The sequence below is a fragment of the Solidesulfovibrio fructosivorans JJ] genome (assembly GCF_000179555.1).
GTDB lineage: Bacteria > Desulfobacterota > Desulfovibrionia > Desulfovibrionales > Desulfovibrionaceae > Solidesulfovibrio > Solidesulfovibrio fructosivorans.
In genome coordinates this window covers 91,012-110,597 of record NZ_AECZ01000016.1, presented here as the reverse complement: position 1 = coordinate 110,597, position 19,586 = coordinate 91,012, and the positions used below count along the sequence as shown (strand labels likewise).

Here is a 19,586-nt window from a genome sequence, read left to right as displayed (position 1 = left end):
GAAAGGGGTTGGGGGCGCGCCTGAACAATGCTGGCTTTGAAGTGGGGCGCGGCCTGCCTCCAAGTATGGGGCGTTTGCCCAGGGCCGCCGGCCGACAACAATTCCCCCCGACCGCCTACGGTATTCTTCTTATGACTGTCCGCGAACTCCTCAAAAAAACGGAATCGTACCTGGCCGAAAAGGGCGTGGATGCGCCCCGGCTCTCGGCCCAGCTCCTCCTCGCCCATGCGCTGGGACTGGACCGGCTGGGGCTGATTCTGGCCATGGACCGTCCCTTGATCGAGGCCGAACTGGACGCCTACCGGCCCCTTGTCGCCCGGCGCGGCCAGGGCGAGCCCGTGGCCTATCTGCTCGGCGAGCGCGAATTCTACGGTCTCTCTTTTGCCGTCTCGCCCGACACCCTCATCCCGCGCCCGGAGACCGAGGGCATTGTCGAGCACGCTCTGGAGCTGTTCCCGGGCGACGGGCCGGGGAGCCTGGCCGATCTCGGCACGGGCTCGGGCTGTCTGGCCGTGACCCTGGCCGTCAAATGGCCCCTCGCAACCGGCGTGGCTTTGGATAGAAGCGCCGGGGCGCTGACGGTTGCCCGGGGCAATGCCGCGCGCCATGGCGTGGACGGCCGGCTCGATTTCGTGGAGGCGGATTTTGCCGCCCTGCCGGTGCGCCAAGGAGGGTACGGGCTTGTCGTGTCCAACCCGCCGTACGTGAGCGCGGCCGAGTACCGGGCCTGTTCCTTCGAGGTGCGCGATTTCGAGCCGCAAGGCGCGCTGGTGCCCGGCGAAAGCGGGCTCGAGGCCGTGCCGGTGGTGGCGCGAACCGCCTTTGACCGGCTGGCCCCGGGCGGCTGGCTGCTCGTCGAAATCGGCTGGGAGCAGGGCCCGGCTGCCGCCGCTGTCCTGGCCGAGGCCGGTTTCGCGGATGTGGCCGTGCGCCGCGATCTGGCCGGCCATGACCGGGTGGTGGAGGGGCGAAAGCCCGCCTGAGCGGGATGCGGCGTGTTGCCTCACTACGGACCCGTAAGCTAGGACCGGATATATCAAGCAACGGTCCGGTCCGGGCCGGGAAAGTGAGGTCCCATGCCGCCGCGATCCACCAGGGAGAAAATCCTGCTTGCCCTTGCCGTGGCCGTGCCGGCGCTGCTGGTGGCGGGCAGGTTGGCCATCACCGCCGCCGACTTCGACCTCTGGGGCTACCTCGCCTTCGGCCGTCTCTTCTGGCGGCAGGGCTTCCCTTATAAAGACGTCTTTGCCTACACCCCGACGCTGACCCCGTGGGTCTACCACGAGTGGCTGACCGGGGTCGTCTACTATCCGCTTTTGACCGCCTGCGGCATGGCCGGCATCCAGGCCCTGCGCTACCTCGCCGCGGCCGGGGTCTGCCTGGGCGTTTTCGCCGCCTCGCGGGTCCGGCGGGCCGATGCCGTCACGAGTGGTCTTTTCTGCTTCGTTGCCGGCGAGCTGCTGGTGATCGGGTTCGCCCCGGCCCGGGCGCAGATTTTCACTTACCTGTTCTTCGCCGTGTTCCTGTGGCGGCTGGAGGCCTTTCGCGCGGACGGGAAGTGGAAGCGGCTTGGGTGGCTGCCGCTTATGATGCTCGTCTGGGCCAATCTCCACGGCGGCTTTCTGGCCGGGCTCGGGCTGGTCGGGCTGTACGCGGCCGGGGCGCTGCAACGGCGGCGCGGCGTTTTCCCTTTGGCCGCCTGCGGACTCGCCTGCGCCCTGGTGACGCTGGTGAACCCGTACGGGCTCGATTATTGGACCTATCTGCTCGCGGCCATACGGCTTCCCCGGCCGGACGTGGCCGAGTGGGCCTCGGTCTGGCGGGCGATCGGACTGGGCAGGCTGGCCGTTAACGCCTGGATATTGCTGGGCATGGCCGGGTTGACCGCGTTTTTCCTGGTCAAACGCCGCCACCGCGACCTGACGGACTTGCTGGTCCTCGGGGTGACGGCCTGGATGGCCATGGGGCATTTGCGCCACCAGATTTTTTTCATTCTGGCCTTTGCCGCGCTGCTCCCGTCGATTTTCGCCGACGGCAAGGGGATCGAGGCCGGCCCGGCCCTTTCCAGGCTGGCGAAGCGGTATCGCTGGCTGCCCGTGGCTCTTGGAGGGTTTGTGGCGGCGCTTGCCGTCAACTTCGTGCTGGCGACGCCCTGGCGCATCACCGCCCCGGACTGCGACGCGCCGGGAGCGGGGGATTTTTCCTATCCCGTGGGGGCGGTGGAATGGCTGCGGGAGCACGGTCGCCTGCGCGGCAACGTGCTGGCCCATTTCAACTGGGGCGAGTGGTTGTCCTGGAACGAGTATCCGGCGGTCAAGGTGGCCATGGACGGCCGCTACGAGACGGTCTACCCGCGTCCGGTCCACGAGGCCTATTTCCGTTTCATCAATGCCGGGCCGGGCTGGCGTGATTTCCTCGAGGCCTACCCGCCGGACGTGATTCTTTTAAGTATCCACGATCCGGTCATCGCCGCCCTGGCCGCCGATCCCGGCTGGCGTCTGGTCCGTCGCGGCCGGGGCAGCCTGCTGTTCGTGCGCGCCGGCGCAGGGGAGCGGTGACGCGCAAGCGGCGGTTGCGTCTTTTGAGGGGGAATTTTCTTCGGATAATCGCAATATGGTATTGTCCACCAAATACGTGTTGTGGCATAGTTTCGCCAAGGGCCGTGCTTGGGCCGGCCCAAGGAGGCGCTATGGGAGCGACGTGTGAAAGTATCGCCGAGAAAATTCGAAGCCAATCCCCGGTTCTTGCCGCGTGCCTTTGCGATGCCCAAAATGCTCCGCTACGGAAAGCCGGGTTGGAGGCCCTGGGCAAAGCTCTCGGTGTTGCGGGCGACCTGGACAAGCTGGTCGAGCCCGTCTCCGATGCGGCCAACGTCGACAAGATAAAGGCCGCGGAAGAAGCCTTCAGGCACCAGCTGAGCCGACTGGCCGTCGTGAAGGAAGCGAACGCCTGCGGGCCGCAAAGCGAATTGGACAGCATCAATGCGCAAGACTTTAGATCGCTGAAAAAAATAAATATCTATGCAAAATGGACGCTGTCCATCCTTATCGTGGCAGGTTTTTTCGGCGTTCTTATTGCCCAGTATTGGTACGAGCCTTCGGGACCGCTGGGGACTCCCCAGGCAAAGGAACAGCTTGCCCTGTTGATTGGCGCCCTGATTGCCGCGTTTACCTCCGTCGTGCAATATTTCTTTGGTTCAAGCGTGGGCAGTGCCGAAAAAATGATGTTGCTGCAAAACAAGGAACCGGGGGCATCGGGTGCGCCCCAGGCCGGCAATCCGCCGGCCGCGACGCCGCCAGCCTCGACGCCGCCGGAAACGCCGTAAGGGCCGTCCGCGTCCGGTCGCGTCCCCGCGCTGTCGGCCCAGCACGCGCGGGAGACGGTTTGTCCAGGCCCTTCGCAAGCGGCTTAAAACGTGAAAGGCGGGCTTTCCCCAACCCGAAGGAGAGGAAAGCCCGCCTTTTTCATCGTCCGAGAGGAAGGGACTACACCTTGGGGCCTCCTCCGGCCGCCTCCACCAGGGCCTTGAACCGCGCCTCGTCGATGGTTTCCGTTTCCAAAAGCGTCTGGGCGATGTTTTCCAAAAGCTCCTTCTTGTCGGCCAAAAGCTCGGCCACGCGCTCCTGCGACGCTTCCAGGATCTCCTTGATCTCGGCGTCGAGCTTGGCCGCCGTGGCTTCGGAATATTCCCGTCCGGCCAGCCCGCTCTGTTCCGCACCCAGAAAAACCGGCCGGTTCTGGCGCGGAAAGGTGGCCGGACCGAGGGTCCTGCCCATGCCGTATTCCGCCACCATGGCCCGGGCGATGTCCGTCGCCCGTTGCAGGTCGTTGTGCGCCCCGGTGGAGATGTCGCCGAAGATGAGGCGCTCGGCCCCCCGCCCGCCGAGCAGCACGTCGATTTTGCCGAGCAACTCCGTCTGCGACATGAGGTAGCGGTCCTCGGTCGGGAGTTGCTGCGTCCAGCCGAGCGCCCCGATGCCGCGCGGCACGATGGAAATCTTGTGCACCTCGTCGGCCCCGGGCGTGAAGGTGGCGACCACGGCGTGGCCGGCCTCGTGGTAGGCCACCACCTGTTTTTCCTTGGGATTGATGACGCGGTTTTTCTTTTCCAGGCCGCCCATGATGCGGTCCACGGCCTCTTCCAGGTCGGCCATGCCCACAGCGTCCTTGTCCTTGCGCGCGGCGAGCAAGGCCGCCTCGTTGATGGCGTTGGCCAGATCGGCCCCGGAAAAACCCGGCGTCTTGCGGGCGATGACCGAGAGGTCCACTTCGGGGCCCAGGATGACCTTGGCCGCGTGCACGCGCAGGATGGCCTCGCGTCCGGCCACGTCCGGCTTGTCCACCAGCACCTGCCGGTCGAAGCGCCCGGCCCGCAAAAGCGCCGGATCGAGGGTCTCGGGCCGGTTGGTGGCGGCCATGATGATAACCCCCACGCGCGGGTCGAAGCCGTCCATCTCGACGAGCAGCTGGTTTAGGGTCTGCTCCCGCTCGTCATGTCCCCCGACGATGGCCCCGGCCCGGGATTTGCCGATGGCGTCGAGCTCGTCGATGAAGATGATGCATGGGGCCTTTTCCTTGGCCTGGACGAACAGCTCGCGGACCCGGGCCGCGCCAACGCCCACGAACATTTCCACGAATTCCGAGCCGGAGATGGAAAAAAACGGCACCCCGGCCTCGCCGGCCACGGCCCGGGCAAGCAGCGTCTTGCCCGTGCCCGGCGGGCCGATGAGCAGCACGCCCTTGGGCATTTCGCCGCCGAGCCGCCGGAAGCGGTCCGGGGTCTTCAGGTAATCGACGATCTCCACGAGTTCGGCCTTGGCCTCGTCGCAACCGGCCACGTCGGCGAAGCGGGTGGAGAGATCCTTCTCGGCGTAGACGCGGGCCTTGTTCTTGCCGAAGGCCATGACGCCGGCCCCCGGGTTCAGGCGCTGCATGAGGAAATACCAGATGCCGAAGAAGATCATGATGGGGATGATCCAGGACAGGATGTCGCGCAGAAAGGTGGATTCGGGCTGGGCCCGGAAATGGACGTTGTACTTGGCCAGTTCGTTGGACAGGTCCTGGGCGACCCGGCGGGTGACGAACTCCTCGTCCTTGGGCTCCTTGGTCGCGGCGTCCGGCACCTTCATGGTTCCTTCGATGACGTCGCCTGTGATGGAGACTTCGGTGATGTCCCCGGCCTGGAGTTTCTTCAGGAACTCGGAGTAGGGCAGGTTTTTCGGACCGTAGGTGGTGACGATGAAGTTGTTGAGGAGCAAAACGCCCCAGATGGCGATGAGCACGTACCAAAGGGAAAATCGATGATGTTTTTCCATGTTCTTCACAGAGGACTCGATGGCTGGTAGGTTGAGATTCGGTTTTTATCGTTACGGCTTCTACGGAAATTCGCGTTTCTTTGCAACGCGTGGCGCAAAAAACGGGTCGAGCGGGGCGGGCGGAAAAAAATGAGGAAAATTAAAAAAAAGTTGTTGCCAAGGTTGGGGCACCCGCGTAATAAACCCACTTCGCGTCCGCCTGAAGCGGATGTGGCCGTGAGCGAACGAAAAAGACTTGACAATCCGGCTTTGCCGAGCTAACAGATTGCCTCTTGGGCGCTGGCGTAGCTCAACTGGCAGAGCAGCTGATTTGTAATCAGCAGGTTGCGGGTTCGAGTCCCATCGCCAGCTCCAGAGCGGAGGGGTTCCCGAGTGGCCAAAGGGAACAGACTGTAAATCTGTCGGCGTACGCCTTCGGTGGTTCAAATCCACCCCCCTCCACCATAACGCGCGAATGCTGTAGGAGACAGGAAGCCCTGTCGCATGTACTACGTGTGACATACGCGGGAATAGCTCAATTGGCTAGAGCATCAGCCTTCCAAGCTGAGGGTTGCGAGTTCGAGTCTCGTTTCCCGCTCCAATGCCTCCCGTGTCCTACGCATTTTATAGAGGCCCACGTAGCTCAGTCGGTAGAGCACTTCCTTGGTAAGGAAGAGGTCACCGGTTCAAATCCGGTCGTGGGCTCCATATCCGAATTCACCCAAAAATCCGAAGTCAAACCGCTGCTTAGGGGGACGACATGGGCAAGGCGAAATTTGAGCGGAAAAAGCCGCACGTCAACATCGGCACCATCGGGCACATCGACCACGGCAAGACCACGCTGACGGCCGCCATCACGCGCCTGGCCAGCCTCAAGGGGTTTGGCGAGTACATCCCCTTCGACCAGATCGACAAGGCCCCCGAGGAAAAGGAACGCGGCATCACCATCGCCACGGCCCACGTCGAATATGAGACCGACAAGCGCCACTATGCGCACGTCGACTGCCCGGGCCACGCCGACTACATCAAGAACATGATCACCGGCGCCGCCCAGATGGACGGCGGCATCCTGGTGGTGGCCGCAACCGACGGCCCCATGCCCCAGACCCGTGAGCACATCCTGCTCGCCCGTCAGGTCGGCGTGCCCCAGCTCGTCGTCTTCATGAACAAGGTCGACCTGGTCGACGACCCCGAACTGCTCGAGCTGGTCGAACTCGAAGTGCGCGAGCTTTTGACCAAGTACGGCTTCCCCGGGGACGACATTCCGATCATCAAGGGTTCGGCCCTGAAGGCCCTTGAGGCCGAAGGCCCGGACAGCCCGGACGCCAAGCCGATCTTCGAGCTGCTCGACGCCTGCGACGCGTACATCCCCGAGCCCAAGCGCGACGTGGACAAGCCGTTCCTCATGCCCATCGAGGACGTGTTCTCCATCTCCGGCCGCGGCACCGTGGTCACCGGCCGTGTCGAGCGCGGCATCATCACCGTGGGCGACGAAGTGGCGATCATCGGCATCAAGGATACGGTCAAGACCACCTGCACCGGCGTCGAGATGTTCCGCAAGATCCTCGACCAGGGCCAGGCCGGCGACAACGTCGGCGTGCTCCTTCGCGGCGTCAAGCGCGACGAGGTCGAGCGCGGCCAGGTTCTGGCCAAGCCGGGCTCCATCACGCCGCACCGCAAGTTCAAGGCCGAGGTCTACGTTCTCAACAAGGAAGAGGGCGGCCGCCACACCCCGTTTTTCACCGGCTACCGTCCCCAGTTCTATTTCCGCACGACCGACATCACGGGCGTCGTGACCCTGGCCGAGGGCGTCGAGATGGTGATGCCCGGCGACAACGCCACCTTCAACGTGGAACTGATCGCCCCCATCGCCATGGAAAAGGGCCTGCGCTTCGCCATCCGCGAAGGCGGCCGCACCGTTGGCGCCGGCGTCGTTTCGGAAATCGTGGAGTAGAAAATGCGCATCAACATCCAGTTGCAGTGCACCGAGTGCAAGCGCAAGAATTATTCGACGGAAAAAAACAAGAAGAATACCACCGGCCGCCTCGAGGTCAAGAAGTACTGCCCGTTCGACCATAAGCATACGGTCCATCGGGAAACCAAGTAGGCGCCGGGTATTAACGCAGGGCAGTAGCTCCAACGGTAGAGCATCGGACTCCAAATCCGAGGGCTGGGGGTTCGAATCCCTCCTGCCCTGCCATATATCGAGCAAGGCGAGGTCATGGCCAAAGAAAAGACACAGGCGGCCCAGGGCGCTGACAAGCCCCTCAAGGCCGCGGCCGGCAAGCCCTCCGCCAAGGCGGAGGCCTCGGCCAAGTCCGGAAAATCCCTTACGGGTTACGTCAAGGCGGCCCAGGAGTTTTTCGAACAGTCCAAGGTCGAACTGAAGAAGGTGACTTGGCCCACGCGCCAGGAAACCATCAAGACCGGCGTCGCCGTTTTGGTTTTCAGCGTCATTATGGCCATTTACCTCGGCGTCGTCGACATGGCCCTCTCCAGGCTTGTCGCGTTCATTTTATCGTAACGGGATCGATCATGACCGAACAGGAAGGCTCCGGCGAACAGCGCGTACCCGCGCGGTGGTATATTGTCCACACCTACTCGGGTTTTGAGAACCGTGTGGAGCAGACCATCCGCGAGATGATGCGCACCGGCCAGGATGGCGGGAGCATCGAGGAAGTCGTCGTTCCCACGGAAAAGGTCATCGAACTGGTCAAGGGGGAGAAACGGACATCCACCCGCAAGTTCTACCCGGGGTACGTCATGGTCAAGATGTCCATGAACGACAACTCCTGGCACCTTGTGCAGTCCATCCCCCGCGTGACCGGTTTCATCGGCGGCAAGAACCAGCCCACGCCCATGCGCGACAGCGAGGCTGACAAGATTTTGAGCCTGATGGTCAGCCGTCAGGAGCAGCCCAGACCCAAGTACCACTTCGAGCGGGGCGATGATGTCCGCGTCATCGACGGCCCCTTCGGCGGCTTCAACGGCGTCGTCGAGGACGTCAACTACGACAAGGGCAAGCTTCGCGTCTCGGTATCCATCTTCGGGCGGCAGACGCCGGTGGAGCTCGATTTCGTGCAGGTGAGCAAAAACTAACGGGCGTCGTCCCGCTTAAGGATACGCATCATGGCCAAGAAGATCGTCGCCAAGGTCAAATTGCAGCTTCCGGCCGGTTCGGCCAACCCGTCTCCGCCGGTCGGTCCGGCCTTGGGGCAGCACGGCGTCAACATCATGGAGTTCTGCAAGGCGTTTAACGCCAAGACGATGGACCAGAAGGGCACCATCATTCCGGCGCTCATCACCATCTACGCCGACCGCTCCTTCACGTTCATCACCAAGACGCCGCCGGCCTCCGTGCTTCTGGTCAAGGCCGCGAAGATCGACAAGGGATCGGGCGAGCCCAACAAGACCAAGGTGGGCAAGATCACCAAGGCCCAGATCGAGGAAATCGCCAGGCTCAAGCTCGTGGACATGACGGCCAAGGACGTGGAAGCGGCTTGCCGCACCATCTCCGGCACGGCTCGCAGCATGGGCATCGACATCGTCTAACCGGCACGACCGCGAGAGGATATTCCGAAATGGCCAAGCACGGCAAAAAATACCGCGAGGCGGTCAAAGACCTTGACCTCACGAATAAATTCGATCTCACCGAAGCCATGGCTCTGACCGTCAAGACGGGCGTAGCCAAGTTCGACGAGACCGTCGACGTCGCCCTGTGCCTGGGCGTCAACCCCAAGTACTCCGACCAGATGGTCCGCGGCGCCGTCTCCCTGCCCCATGGGCTGGGCAAGAGCGTGCGCGTGGTCGCCTTCTGCAAGGGCGACAAGGAGGCCGAGGCCCGCGAGGCCGGAGCCGACATCGCCGGCGGCGACGAGCTGATCGAAAAGATCAAGGGCGGCTTCCTCGACTTCGACAAGGCCGTTGCCACCCCCGACATGATGGCTTCGGTCGGCAAGATCGGCAAGATCCTCGGCCCTCGCGGCCTCATGCCCAACGCCAAGACCGGCACCGTCACCTTTGACATCGCCAAGGCCGTCCAGGAGCTCAAGGCCGGCAAGGTCGAGTTCAAGGTGGACAAGGCCGGTGTGCTCCATGTGCCGCTGGGCAAGCGTTCGTTCGGTGCCGAGAAGCTGCTCGACAACTTCCGGGCCCTGATCGACACCGTCATGCGGCTTAAGCCCTCGGCCGCCAAGGGAACCTATCTGCAGGCCATGGCCCTGGCCACGACCATGGGGCCCGGCATCAAGGTGGACACCCAGTCGGTGCGCAAGCTTCTCGAGGGCTAACCGTAGCTCCCCTTTTTTGCAACCAATTGTCCCCGGCCAAAGGTGCGTCCTTTGGCCTGGGACGATTTTTCGATATAAAACAGGGCATGGAAGGCGAGTCAGAGACAGCGGGTGGGGGTGTCCCCCTTAATTTCCCGCCGAGATTCGGCTTTGGCTCCCTTGAAGGCCCTCCAACCCGCATGTGGAGGTAGGTACCCGTGCAACGTGCGCAAAAAAACGAGATTATCGAACAACTGCGCGCTAAGGCGGACCGGGCCGGCATTGCGGTGGTTACCGACTTTCGGGCGATGACCGTCGAGGAGCTGACCGAATTGCGCGTCAAGCTCCGCGCCGCGGGCATCGATTACCAGGTTGTGAAAAACACCCTGGCCCGTCTGGCGGTGAAAGACGGCGCTCATGATGTCCTGAAGGATCACCTGAAGGAAAACAACGCCATCGCCTTCGGCTACGACGATCCCGTCGTCGCCGCCAAGGTCCTGGTGGACTACGCCAAGACCAGCAAGAAGTTCACGGTCAAGCTCGCCAGCCTCGGCGGATCGCTCATCGACTCCGATGGCGTCGTCGAGCTGTCCAAGCTGCCGAGCAAGCCCGAACTTCTGGCCAAGACCCTTGGCACCATGAACGCCGTGCCCACCAACTTCGTCAGCCTGTTTGCGAACGTCATCCGCGGCATGCTGTACGCGCTGACGGCCATCAAGGACAAAAAGGAAGCCGCCTAAGTCGGTTTTCGCCAAAGCGAACATTCGAAGGAGAAACAGTCCATGTCCGACATCACCAAGGAACAAGTCGTCGATTTCATCGCCAATATGACCGTCCTCGAGCTCTCCCAGTTCATCAAGGAGCTTGAGGAGAAGTTCGGCGTTTCCGCCGCCGCCCCGGCCATGGGCATGATGATGGCCGCTCCCGCCGCCGGTGGCGACGCCGCCGCGGCCGAGGAAGAGAAGACCGAGTTCGACGTCGTGCTGACCAATGCCGGCGGCAACAAGATCGCCGTCATCAAGGTCGTGCGCGCCCTGACCGGTCTGGGCCTCAAGGAAGCCAAGGCCAAGGTCGACGAGCTGCCCTCCACCATCAAGGAAGGCGTGGCCAAGGCCGACGCCGAGGAAGCCAAAAAGCAGCTTGATGAAGCCGGAGCGACCTGCGAAATCAAGTAACGCGCCGCGCGTTTTTGCTGTCGACGTGAAAGAGCGCCCCCTTTCCACAGGGGCGGGGGCGCTCTTTTTGCCTTTTTATCCTGTAAACTCTTTCCGCAGCCACCATCCCGGCGTACCCTCGCCGGACCGGGGCGAAACCGGCGCCAGGCGCGCCTTGCAAGGCCGATGCGGGGCACCGCGCCCCACTCCCTTCCAACGTCGTAGCCCTGCACAGAGGAAAAAATGGCCCAGCTGACCAAAAATTTCGGCAAGATCGTCAAAACGCTGACCATTCCCCATCTGCTCAACCTGCAGATCGACTCCTACGAGCTCTTTCTGCAAAAGGACATTCCTCCCACCAGCCGGGAGGATGCCGGGCTTGAGGGCGTGTTCCGTTCGGTCTTTCCCATCGAGGACTTCAATAGAACCGCCTCGCTGGAGTATGTCAGCTACGAGATCGGCGAGCCAAAATACGACGTTCCGGAATGTATCGTCAAAGGCCTTACCTACGAGGCCCCGTTGCGCATCAAGGTCCGCCTCGTCGTCTACGACGTGGACGAGGAGACCGAAAACCGCACCATCCGCGACATCAAGGAACAGGTCATCTATTTCGGCACCGTGCCGCTGATGACCGAAAAGGGCACGTTCATCATCAACGGCACCGAGCGCGTCATCGTCAACCAGCTCCAGCGCTCGCCGGGCATCATCTTCGAGCACGACTCCGGCAAGAGCCACACCAGCCGCAAGGTGCTGTACTCCTGCCGCGTCATCCCCATGCGCGGTTCGTGGCTTGATTTCGACTACGACCACAAGGACATCCTCTACGTGCGCATCGACCGCCGCCGCAAGATGCCCGCCACCATTTTGTTCAAGGCCATGGGCATGTCGCGCGTCGACATCCTGCGCTACTTCTACGAGATCGAGCACTTCTTCCTCGAGGGCTCCCGCGTGTTTCGGCCGGTGCTGCCGGAGTTCTACCGCAAGGAGAAGGCCTACGCCGAGGTGCGCGACACCGACGGCAAGGTCATCGTGGGCGTGGACAAGCCCATCACTAAGCGCTCCTGGCGCTTGATGCTCGAGGCCGGCATCGAGAAGATCGAGATCGATCCCACGACGCTGACCGGACAGTTCCTGGCCGAGGACATCGCCGATCCGGCCACGGGTGAGGTTTTGGCCGAGGCCGCCGACGAGCTGACCCCCGATCTGGTGGAAAAGCTCAAGGACGCCGGCATCGCCGATTTGCCCGTGCTGCACACCCGGGGCATCGACACCTCGTCCTCGATCCGCGACACCCTCGTTCTCGACAAGACCACCGACACCATTTCGGCCCAGGTCGAAATCTACCGCCGGCTGCGCCCGTCCTCGCCGCCGACTCCGGAAATCGCGGCCAACTTCTTCGAGAACCTCTTCCGCAATCCGGACTACTACGATCTGTCGCCCGTGGGCCGCTACAAGCTCAATGCCCGGCTCAAGATCGACCAGCCCCTCGATTTCCGCACCCTGGCCAACGACGACATCCTGAAAGCCGTCAAGCACCTGACCTTCCTCAAGGATTCGCACGGCCCGGCCGACGACATCGACCACCTGGGCAACCGCCGGGTGCGCCCCGTGGGCGAGCTGGTGGAAAACCAGTACCGCATCGGCCTCGTGCGCATGGAACGGGCCATCAAGGAGCGCATGAGCCTCCAGGAAGTGGCCACGCTCATGCCCCACGACCTGATCAACCCCAAGCCCGTGGCCGCGGTCCTCAAGGAATTCTTCGGCACCTCCCAGCTGTCGCAGTTCATGGACCAGACCAACGCGCTGTCCGAGGTCACCCACAAGCGCCGCTTGTCGGCCCTGGGCCCCGGCGGTCTGACCCGTGAGCGCGCCGGCTTCGAAGTCCGCGACGTGCACACCTCGCACTACGGCCGCATCTGTCCGATCGAAACGCCGGAAGGCCCGAACATCGGTCTGATCGTGTCCTTGACCACCCATTCCAAGGTCAATGACTTCGGCTTTATCGAGACGCCCTACCGGGTGGTGCGCGAAGGCCGGGTCACCGACGAGGTCGTCTACCTCGACGCCACGCGCGAGATCGACGAGGTCATCGCCGGCGCCAACGCCGAGCTCGACGCCGAGGGGCATTTCATCCATCCCGTGGTCGGCGCGCGTATCCGCGGCGACCTGATCATGACGCCGCCCGAGCAGATCACGCTCATGGACATCTCGCCGAGCCAGATCGTGTCCGTGTCCGCGGCGCTCATTCCCTTCCTCGAGCATGACGACGCCAACCGCGCGCTCATGGGCTCCAACATGCAGCGGCAAGCCGTGCCGCTTTTGCGCTGCGAGCAGCCGCTGGTCGGCACGGGCATGGAAGGCCCGGTGGCCAAGGATTCCGGCGCCTGCCTTCTGGCCGAGGGGCCGGGCTATGTCCACTACGCCGACGCCGAGCGCGTGGTCGTCTGCTACGACGGCGACGTGGGCGCGGCTTCCGGCGGGGCCAAGACCTACGAGCTGTTAAAGCACCACAAGTCCAACCAGAATACCTGCTTCGGCCAGGTGCCGCGCGTGCGGGTCGGACAGCATGTGGAAAAGGGCGACGTGCTGGCCGACGGCCCGGGCATCCGCGACGGCGAGCTGGCGCTTGGCAAGAACCTGCTGGTCGCCTTCATGCCCTGGTGCGGCTACAACTACGAAGACTCCATCCTCATCTCCGAGAAGGCTGTCAAGGACGACACCTTCACCTCGGTCCACATCGAGGAATTCGAGGTGGTGGCCCGCGACACCAAGCTCGGACCCGAGGAGATCACCCGCGATATCCCGAACGTCGGCGAGGAAATGTTAAACGACCTCGACGAGTGCGGCATCATCCGCATCGGGGCCCGGGTCGCGCCGGACGACATCATGGTCGGCAAGATCACGCCCAAGGGCGAGACCCAGCTGACGCCGGAAGAAAAACTCCTGCGCGCGATCTTCGGCGACAAGGCCCGCGACGTGAAAAATACGTCGCTCAAGGTGCCGCCCGGAATCGAGGGCACGGTCATCGACGTGCGCGTGTTCAACCGCCGCTCCGGTGAGAAGGACGACCGCACCCGCCAGATCGAGGATTTCGAACTGGCCCGCATCGACGTCAAGGAAGGCCAGCACATCGACGCCATCGCCGACAACTTGCGCCGCCGCCTGTGGCCCATCGTCTCCGGCAAGGCCGTTTTCCAGACGATCAAGGGGCCCAAGAAAAACGAGGTGCTCCTCGAGGCCAACCATCCCCTGACCCAGGAGCTCCTGGACCAGCTGCCGGTGAAAAAGCTCTCCGGCATCTTCGCCTCCAAGGAAACCAACGAGGCCGTGGCCGAGTTGCTCGACGACTACGACCGCCACATCCATTTCGTGAAGGGCGTCTACGACCAGAAGCGCGAGAAGGTGACCGAGGGCGACGACCTGCCTCCCGGCGTCATCAAGATGGTCAAGGTCTACGTGGCCGTCAAAAGAAAGCTCAACGTGGGCGATAAAATGGCCGGCCGCCACGGCAACAAGGGCGTCGTCTCCTGCATCCTGCCGGAAGAGGACATGCCCTTTTTCGCCAACGGCCGTCCCGTGGACATCGTGCTCAACCCCCTTGGCGTGCCTTCGCGTATGAACATCGGGCAGATCATGGAGACCCACCTCGGCTGGGCCGGCATGGAGCTCGGCCGCCAACTCTCTGAGCTGGTCGCCTCGGGCAAGCCCATGGAGACGCTCCGGGCCGAGGCCAAGGCCGTCTTCTCCGAGCCCGAAACCGTGGCCATGATCGACGGCATGTCCGACGAAGAGCTGCGTGTGGCGCTCAAATCCCTCAAGAAGGGCATCGTGGCCAAGACGCCGGTCTTCGACGGCGCAACGGAAGACGAGATGTGGGGCTGGCTCAAGCAGGCGGGACTGCCCGAGAACGGCAAGGTCACCCTCTATGACGGCCGCACCGGTGAAGCCTTCCACCGTCCCGTGACCGTGGGCTGCATGTACATGCTGAAGCTCCACCACCTGGTCGACGAAAAGATCCACGCCCGTTCGACCGGCCCTTACTCCCTGGTCACCCAGCAGCCGCTCGGCGGCAAGGCCCAGTTCGGCGGCCAGCGTCTGGGCGAGATGGAAGTCTGGGCGCTCGAAGCCTACGGCGCTTCGTACCTCTTGCAGGAATTCCTGACCGTCAAGTCCGACGATGTCGGCGGGCGCGTCAAGATGTACGAGAAGATCGTCAAGGGCGACAACTTCCTGGAGGCGGGACTTCCCGAGTCCTTCAACGTCCTGGTCAAGGAGCTCATGTCGCTCGGCCTCGACGTGGACCTGATCCAGGACGAGAAAAAAATAGTCAAGGCTCCGCCCCGGCGCTAGGGCCGCGCGTCCGGGAGCCCGCCGCCCGTCCGGATTCGATGCCGTGCATCGGACCCGGACGGGAGCCACGGCAGGCCGACCCCGGGCCCGCGCGCCATAGCCGGCATCCGCCTTCGACAGCGTGTTTCGCCTAGCCAACGCCCGCCGGTTCCCCGGCCGGGCCCAGATGCGGGAAGGGTCCTCCCGCCATACGAGGTAACCGTATGTCTCTGGACGAACTGTTCAGCATGCGCGGCATTGGCCAGACCAGCGTGTCCAGCCGGTCGCTCAAATCCATCCGTATTTCCATCGCCGCGCCGGAAAAAATTCGCGAGTGGTCCTTCGGGGAAGTCAAGAAGCCCGAAACCATCAACTACCGCACCTTCAAGCCCGAGCGCGACGGGCTTTTCTGCGCCAAGATTTTCGGCCCGGTCAAGGACTACGAGTGCAACTGCGGCAAGTACAAGCGCATGAAGCACCGGGGCATCGTGTGCGAAAAGTGCGGCGTCGAGGTCATCGCCTCCAAGGTGCGCCGCGAGCGCATGGGCCACATCGAGCTGGCCGCGCCCGTCGCCCATATCTGGTTCCTGAAGACCCTGCCGTCCAAGATCGGCACCTTGCTCGACATGACCATGGTCGACCTGGAAAAGGTCCTCTATTTCGATTCCTACATGGTCCTCGACCCCAAGGACACCAACCTCACCAAGTACCAGGTCATTTCCGAAGAGCAGTACATCCAGGTCATCGACCATTACGGCGGCGAGGACGCGGTGGAAGTGGGCATGGGCGCCGAGGCCGTGCGTTCGCTTCTGGAGGAGCTTGACCTCATCAAGATTCGCGCCGAACTGCGCGAAGAGGCCATGACCACCAAGTCGCAGACCAAGAAGAAAAAGATCATCAAGCGCCTCAAGATCGTCGAGGCCTTTATCGATTCGGGCAACAAGCCCGAATGGATGATCATGGAGGTCATCCCGGTCATTCCGCCGGAGCTGCGCCCCTTGGTCCCCCTCGACGGCGGCCGTTTCGCCACCTCGGACTTAAACGACCTCTACCGGCGCGTGATCAACCGGAACAACCGCCTCAAGCGCCTCATCGAGCTTGGCGCGCCGGACATCATCATCCGCAACGAAAAGCGCATGCTTCAGGAAGCCGTGGACGCGCTGTTCGACAACGGACGCCGGGGCCGGGCCATCACCGGCACCAACGGCCGGCCGCTCAAGTCCCTGTCCGACATGATCAAGGGCAAGCAGGGCCGCTTCCGCCAGAACCTGCTCGGCAAGCGCGTCGACTACTCCGGCCGTTCGGTCATCGTGGTCGGCCCCAAGCTCAAGCTGCACCAGTGCGGCCTGCCGAAGAAGATGGCCCTCGAGCTCTTCAAGCCCTTCATCTACGCCAAGCTGGAGGAGAGGGGGCTTGCCACCACCATCAAGACGGCCAAGAAGATGGTCGAGCGCGAAGAGCTGGTGGTCTGGGATATCCTTGAAGACGTGGTGCGCGAGTATCCGATCATGCTCAACCGCGCCCCGACGCTGCACCGCCTGGGCATCCAGTCCTTCGAGCCGCTTTTGGTCGAGGGCAAGGCCATCCAGCTGCACCCGCTCGTCTGCTCGGCCTATAACGCCGACTTCGACGGCGACCAGATGGCCGTGCACGTGCCGCTGTCGGTCGAGGCCCAGATCGAGTGCCGCGTGCTCATGATGTCCACCAACAACATCCTGTCCCCGGCCAACGGCACCCCGATCATCGTGCCGTCCCAGGACATCGTGCTCGGGCTTTACTACCTCACCGCCGAACGCAGCTTCGACAAGGGCGAGGGCAAGATCTTCGCCGATTCCGGCGAGGTCATCTGCGCCGTGGACGCCGGCGCGGTGAGCCTGCACGCCCGCATCACCTGCCGCATCGGCGGCAAGCGGATACAGACCACGCCCGGCCGGATCATCGTGGGCGAACTGCTGCCCGAGGGCGTGCCGTTCGAGGCCGTCAACACGGTGCTCACCAAGCGGGCCATCGGCAAGCTCGTGGGCGACACCTACCGCATGGCCGGCACCAAGGCCACGGTCCTTTTGTGCGACCGCATCAAGAGCCTCGGCTACGAGTACGCGACCCGGGCCGGCGTCTCCATCGGCGTCAAGGACCTGACCATCCCGTCCACCAAGCCGCGAATCCTCGACGCCGCCCAGAAAGAGGTGGACGACATCGAGCTGCAGTACGGCGAGGGCATCATCACCCGCACCGAGAAGTACAACAAGGTCGTCGACGTCTGGACCCGCGCCACCAACGACGTGGCCGCGGAGATGATGAAGGAGATCACCTGGGACATCGTGCGCGATCCCGAGACCGGCAAGGAAGAGCGCAACATCTCGACCAACCCGATCTTCATGATGATTCACTCCGGAGCGCGAGGCAACCAGGACCAGATGCGCCAGCTCGCCGGCATGCGCGGCCTTATGGCCAAGCCTTCCGGTGAAATCATCGAGACGCCCATCACCTCGAACTTCCGTGAAGGCCTCTCGGTGACCCAGTACTTCAACTCCACCCACGGCGCCCGGAAAGGTCTGGCCGACACGGCGCTCAAGACCGCCAACTCCGGTTACCTCACCCGCCGCCTGGTGGACGTGGTCCAGGACGTCATCGTCACCGAGATCGACTGCGGCACGGTCGACGGCCTGGAAATCACCCACTACGTCAAGGCCGGCGACATCAAGCAGCGCGTGCACGAGCGAGCCCTTGGCCGCGTGACCATGTTCGACGTGCTCGACCCCGAGACCGACGAGGTGATCATCCCGGCCAACACGATCATCGACGAGACCTATGCCCAGCTGATCGAGGACAAGGGCCTCAACTCGCTGACCATCCGTTCGACCCTCACCTGCCAGGCCAAGCATGGCGTGTGCGCCATGTGCTACGGCCGCGACTTGGCCCGGGGCCATCTGGTCAACGTCGGCGAGACGGTCGGCATCATCGCCGCCCAGTCCATCGGCGAGCCCGGCACCCAGCTGACCATGCGCACCTTCCACATCGGCGGCACGGCGGCCCGGGAAATCGCCCAGTCGTCGGTGACGGCCCAGCACAACGGCCGCGTCGCGCTTTCCCGCGTCAAGTCCATCGTCAACCGCCAGGGCCATACCATTATGATGGGCAAGTCCGGCCAGGTGTCGGTGGTCGACGAGCAGGGCCGCGAGCGCGAGCGTTACAGCCTGCCGTCCGGCGCCAAGCTCTATGCCGTGGCCGGGCAGGAGGTCAAAAAGGACCAGTTGCTGGCCGAGTGGGACCCCTTCAACGAACCCTTCGTCACGGACGTCGCCGGCATCGTCAAGTTCACCGACATCATCGAGGGCAAGACCTATCAGGAGAAGGTGGACGACGCGACCAAGCGGGCGACCCAGACGATCATCGAATACCGCACCACGTCGTACAGGCCGGCCGTTTCCATCGTGGACGAGCGCGGCAACCCGAAGAGCCGGCCCGGCACCAACAGCCTGGCCGTCTTCTCCATGCCGGTCGGCGCGCTGCTCATGGCGCGCGACGGCCAGGAGATCTTCGAAGGCGACATCATCGCCCGTAAGCCGCGCGAATCCTCCAAGACCAAGGACATCGTCGGCGGTCTCCCGCGCGTGGCCGAGCTGTTCGAGGTCAGAAAGCCCAAGGAAATGGCTGTTGTCTCCGAGATCGACGGTATCGTCTCCTACGGCCCCGAGACCAAGGGCAAGCGCAAGATCATCGTCACCCCCGAGGCCGGCGACGCCAAGGAATACCTCATTCCGCGCGGCAAGCACATCACGGCCCAGGAAGGCGACTTCGTGGAGGCCGGCGAGCTTTTGACCGAAGGCTATCCGGAACTGCACGACATCCTGAAGATCAAGGGCGAGAAGTTCCTGGCCAAGTACCTCGTGGACGAAATCCAGGACGTGTACCGGTTCCAGGGCGTGGCCATCAACGACAAACACATCGAAATCATCGTGCGCCAGATGCTCAAAAAGGTCTCGGTGCTCGATTCCGGGGAGACGAACTTTCTCATCGGCGAGCAGGTCGACAAGATCCGCTTCATGGAGGAAAACCAGCGCTGCGTGGGCGAAGGGCTCAAGCCCGCCGTGGCCGAACCGCTGGTTTTGGGCATCACCCAGGCCTCCCTGTCCACGGATTCCTTCATCTCGGCGGCCTCCTTCCAGGAGACGACCAAGGTGCTGACCGAGGCCTCACTCATGGGCAAGGACGATTCCCTGCGCGGACTCAAGGAAAACGTCATCGTGGGCCGGCTCATCCCGGCCGGCACCGGGTATCGCCGGTACATGGACAGCGAGATCAACGTGCCGCGCCAGCCGGAGCGTCCCGACCGGTTCCTGGAGGAGCTGGAAGACAATCCGATCCTGGCGGAAACGAGCGCCAGCCCCGAAGAATAGGCTGCCGCGCCGCATCGCAATGCAAGGGGACTCCGTGTGGGGTCCCCTTTTTTTTGTGTGTGCTCCTCCGGTTTCCGGGCGGTATCCCGGTATCGGCGCGGTGCCTGCTTGTCCTTATGGCCGGGTCGGGTAAGAAGGACC

14 protein-coding genes and 5 tRNA genes are annotated in these 19,586 nt (G+C 63.3%); 18 read left to right on the top strand and 1 reads right to left on the bottom strand.

Annotation, left to right across the window (positions count from 1 at the left end):
- Positions 1–131: 131 nt before the first annotated feature.
- The 3 genes from prmC to DESFRDRAFT_RS12535 all read left to right on the top strand — a co-directional run bounded on the left by prmC (position 132) and on the right by DESFRDRAFT_RS12535 (position 3,325).
- Positions 132–983 (top strand): peptide chain release factor N(5)-glutamine methyltransferase, encoded by an 852-nt coding sequence (gene prmC / locus DESFRDRAFT_RS12545; protein WP_043794830.1) that lies wholly within the window; start codon positions 132–134, stop codon positions 981–983.
- 93 nt (positions 984–1,076) lie between these two features.
- A complete protein-coding gene (locus tag DESFRDRAFT_RS12540; RefSeq protein ID WP_005994427.1) occupies positions 1,077–2,558 on the top strand; it encodes a hypothetical protein in 1,482 nt (493 codons plus the stop codon).
- 131 nt (positions 2,559–2,689) lie between these two features.
- Positions 2,690–3,325 (top strand): hypothetical protein, encoded by a 636-nt coding sequence (locus DESFRDRAFT_RS12535; RefSeq protein WP_005994426.1) that lies wholly within the window; start codon positions 2,690–2,692, stop codon positions 3,323–3,325.
- Between the two features lie 160 nt (positions 3,326–3,485).
- On the opposite strand, the gene ftsH is transcribed toward DESFRDRAFT_RS12535, so the two are convergent.
- Entirely contained in the window at positions 3,486–5,315 is a 1,830-nt protein-coding gene (ftsH, locus tag DESFRDRAFT_RS12530; protein ID WP_005994425.1) for an ATP-dependent zinc metalloprotease FtsH, read from the bottom strand.
- A 278-nt stretch (positions 5,316–5,593) separates the two neighbouring features.
- On the opposite strand from ftsH, the gene DESFRDRAFT_RS12525 reads away from it, so the two are divergent.
- From DESFRDRAFT_RS12525 to rpoC, 15 genes are all read left to right on the top strand, one after another.
- Positions 5,594–5,669, top strand: a tRNA-Thr gene (locus DESFRDRAFT_RS12525).
- Positions 5,670–5,673: 4 nt separating this feature from the next.
- Positions 5,674–5,759, top strand: a tRNA-Tyr gene (locus DESFRDRAFT_RS12520).
- A 59-nt stretch (positions 5,760–5,818) separates the two neighbouring features.
- A tRNA-Gly gene (locus DESFRDRAFT_RS12515) sits at positions 5,819–5,895 on the top strand.
- A 31-nt stretch (positions 5,896–5,926) separates the two neighbouring features.
- Positions 5,927–6,002, top strand: a tRNA-Thr gene (locus DESFRDRAFT_RS12510).
- A gap of 52 nt (positions 6,003–6,054) precedes the next feature.
- Positions 6,055–7,248 (top strand): elongation factor Tu, encoded by a 1,194-nt coding sequence (gene tuf, locus DESFRDRAFT_RS12505; protein WP_005993021.1) that lies wholly within the window; start codon positions 6,055–6,057, stop codon positions 7,246–7,248.
- A gap of 3 nt (positions 7,249–7,251) precedes the next feature.
- Positions 7,252–7,401 (top strand): 50S ribosomal protein L33, encoded by a 150-nt coding sequence (gene rpmG, locus DESFRDRAFT_RS12500; RefSeq protein ID WP_005994423.1) that lies wholly within the window; start codon positions 7,252–7,254, stop codon positions 7,399–7,401.
- Positions 7,402–7,418: 17 nt separating this feature from the next.
- Positions 7,419–7,494, top strand: a tRNA-Trp gene (locus DESFRDRAFT_RS12495).
- Between the two features lie 21 nt (positions 7,495–7,515).
- Positions 7,516–7,818 (top strand): preprotein translocase subunit SecE, encoded by a 303-nt coding sequence (secE, locus tag DESFRDRAFT_RS12490; RefSeq protein ID WP_005994421.1) that lies wholly within the window; start codon positions 7,516–7,518, stop codon positions 7,816–7,818.
- 11 nt (positions 7,819–7,829) lie between these two features.
- The gene (gene nusG, locus DESFRDRAFT_RS12485; RefSeq protein WP_005994419.1) at positions 7,830–8,393 is read left to right on the top strand and encodes a transcription termination/antitermination protein NusG; all 564 of its coding nucleotides are present in this window, start codon (positions 7,830–7,832) and stop codon (positions 8,391–8,393) included.
- Between the two features lie 30 nt (positions 8,394–8,423).
- Positions 8,424–8,846 (top strand): 50S ribosomal protein L11, encoded by a 423-nt coding sequence (gene rplK / locus DESFRDRAFT_RS12480; protein WP_005994416.1) that lies wholly within the window; start codon positions 8,424–8,426, stop codon positions 8,844–8,846.
- A gap of 29 nt (positions 8,847–8,875) precedes the next feature.
- Positions 8,876–9,583 carry a 50S ribosomal protein L1 gene (gene rplA / locus DESFRDRAFT_RS12475; protein WP_005994414.1) on the top strand — a complete coding sequence of 236 codons (708 nt, stop codon included), beginning with the start codon at positions 8,876–8,878 and terminating at the stop codon, positions 9,581–9,583.
- Between the two features lie 197 nt (positions 9,584–9,780).
- The gene (gene rplJ, locus DESFRDRAFT_RS12470; RefSeq protein WP_005994412.1) at positions 9,781–10,302 is read left to right on the top strand and encodes a 50S ribosomal protein L10; all 522 of its coding nucleotides are present in this window, start codon (positions 9,781–9,783) and stop codon (positions 10,300–10,302) included.
- A gap of 42 nt (positions 10,303–10,344) precedes the next feature.
- A complete protein-coding gene (rplL, locus tag DESFRDRAFT_RS12465; protein WP_005994410.1) occupies positions 10,345–10,737 on the top strand; it encodes a 50S ribosomal protein L7/L12 in 393 nt (130 codons plus the stop codon).
- Between the two features lie 222 nt (positions 10,738–10,959).
- Positions 10,960–15,066: a DNA-directed RNA polymerase subunit beta gene (gene rpoB, locus DESFRDRAFT_RS12460; protein ID WP_005994408.1), complete on the top strand. Its 4,107-nt coding sequence runs from the start codon at positions 10,960–10,962 to the stop codon at positions 15,064–15,066.
- Positions 15,067–15,269: 203 nt separating this feature from the next.
- Positions 15,270–19,445 carry a DNA-directed RNA polymerase subunit beta' gene (rpoC, locus tag DESFRDRAFT_RS12455; RefSeq protein WP_005994406.1) on the top strand — a complete coding sequence of 1,392 codons (4,176 nt, stop codon included), beginning with the start codon at positions 15,270–15,272 and terminating at the stop codon, positions 19,443–19,445.
- Positions 19,446–19,586: the final 141 nt, after the last annotated feature.

Bases quoted from the DNA above. Each gene is read 5' to 3' on its own strand.
- nusG (WP_005994419.1), top strand. From the start codon at position 7,830: ATGACCGAACAGGAAGGCTCCGGCGAACAGCGCGTACCCGCGCGGTGG.
- ftsH (WP_005994425.1), bottom strand. From the start codon at position 5,315: ATGGAAAAACATCATCGATTTTCCCTTTGGTACGTGCTCATCGCCATC.
- rplK (WP_005994416.1), top strand. From the start codon at position 8,424: ATGGCCAAGAAGATCGTCGCCAAGGTCAAATTGCAGCTTCCGGCCGGT.
- rpoB (WP_005994408.1), top strand. From the start codon at position 10,960: ATGGCCCAGCTGACCAAAAATTTCGGCAAGATCGTCAAAACGCTGACC.
- rplL (WP_005994410.1), top strand. From the start codon at position 10,345: ATGTCCGACATCACCAAGGAACAAGTCGTCGATTTCATCGCCAATATG.
- DESFRDRAFT_RS12540 (WP_005994427.1), top strand. From the start codon at position 1,077: ATGCCGCCGCGATCCACCAGGGAGAAAATCCTGCTTGCCCTTGCCGTG.
- rpoC (WP_005994406.1), top strand. From the start codon at position 15,270: ATGTCTCTGGACGAACTGTTCAGCATGCGCGGCATTGGCCAGACCAGC.
- rpmG (WP_005994423.1), top strand. From the start codon at position 7,252: ATGCGCATCAACATCCAGTTGCAGTGCACCGAGTGCAAGCGCAAGAAT.
- prmC (WP_043794830.1), top strand. From the start codon at position 132: ATGACTGTCCGCGAACTCCTCAAAAAAACGGAATCGTACCTGGCCGAA.
- rplA (WP_005994414.1), top strand. From the start codon at position 8,876: ATGGCCAAGCACGGCAAAAAATACCGCGAGGCGGTCAAAGACCTTGAC.
- DESFRDRAFT_RS12535 (WP_005994426.1), top strand. From the start codon at position 2,690: ATGGGAGCGACGTGTGAAAGTATCGCCGAGAAAATTCGAAGCCAATCC.
- tuf (WP_005993021.1), top strand. From the start codon at position 6,055: ATGGGCAAGGCGAAATTTGAGCGGAAAAAGCCGCACGTCAACATCGGC.
- secE (WP_005994421.1), top strand. From the start codon at position 7,516: ATGGCCAAAGAAAAGACACAGGCGGCCCAGGGCGCTGACAAGCCCCTC.